This window comes from Pseudomonas violetae, from assembly GCF_023072615.1.
Taxonomy (GTDB): Bacteria; Pseudomonadota; Gammaproteobacteria; order Pseudomonadales; family Pseudomonadaceae; genus Aquipseudomonas; species Aquipseudomonas violetae.
The window spans coordinates 776-1,895 of record NZ_JAKNRW010000084.1 but is presented as its reverse complement, the minus strand read 5'-3'; the positions used below and the strand labels follow the sequence as shown (position 1 = coordinate 1,895).

Sequence of the window (1,120 nt, the reverse complement as noted above, 5' to 3'; positions counted from 1 at the left end):
AAGAGCTGCAACAGGCCATCGTAGCCGGCGCCGACCCGACCAAAGACCTGGAAGCCACTGCTGCAGGCCCGACAGCCGCAAGCAATGGCGGCGCAGCGGGCGGCGGCCACAGCTTCGTGCTGCTCGATGCAACCGCTGGGCGGGTTGATCCGACCGTTGGTTTTCCAACCGCAGGTTTCGGCGCTGTGCCCCTGACCACGCTGGAAACCGTTAATACCCAGAACAACAACGCCGTTGTAGACGCCCCTCGCACCTCGACGCTGAGCCTGAGCGCGACTCCAACCATTACTGAGGCAGGCGGTGTACTGGTCTACACCGCGAACCTGAGCCAGGCTCCTCTGAGCGACCTGACCATCACCTTGTCCAATGGCGCGGTCATCGTGGTTGCTGCGGGCCAGACCACTGGCACCGTCAATGTGCCACTCGCACCGAACGACACTGTCTATAACGACGCGAGCCAGATCGAAGTAAACGTCACCGGTACTACCGGTGGCGGGATTACCGTTACGCCTCCGACCGCTCCGGCCGTTACCCAAGTCACTGACACCGTGGATACCACTACCGTCACCCTGACCGCAGGCTCGACTGTGGTTGAAGGCGGTTCGATTACCTACACAGCGACGCTGACTAATCCGGCTCAGACACCAGTCACCGTGACCTTGAGCAATGGCTCGGTCATCACCATCGGCGCCGGCCAGACCACTGGCACCGTCGTGGTCGAGACTCCGGCCAATGACGTTTATGTCAACGGCAGCACCGTCAGCACTACGATCACTGGCGCTACTGGCGGTAACTTTGAAAACCTGGTGCCGAGCACTACACCGGCTGTTACCACCATCACCGATTCGATCGACGCCACCGCTGTCACCCTGACTGCTGGCTCGACTGTGGTTGAAGGCGGCGCGATCACCTACACCGCGACTTTGACCAACCCTGCTGGTACTCCGGTGACCGTGACCTTGAGCAATGGCTCGGTCATCACCATCGGTGCGGGCCAGACCACTGGCACCGTCGTGGTCGAGACTCCGGCCAATGACGTTTATGTCAACGGCAGCACCGTCAGCACTACGATCACTGGCGCTACTGGCGGTAACTTTGAAAACCTGGTGCCGAGCACTAA

General features: G+C 60.9%; 1 protein-coding gene. It reads left to right on the top strand.

Going from position 1 to position 1,120, the window contains the following annotated elements; genetic code table 11:
* Positions 1-1,120: retention module-containing protein (locus L9059_RS30520; protein WP_247296830.1), on the top strand; the 1,120-nt coding region annotated here is incomplete at both ends.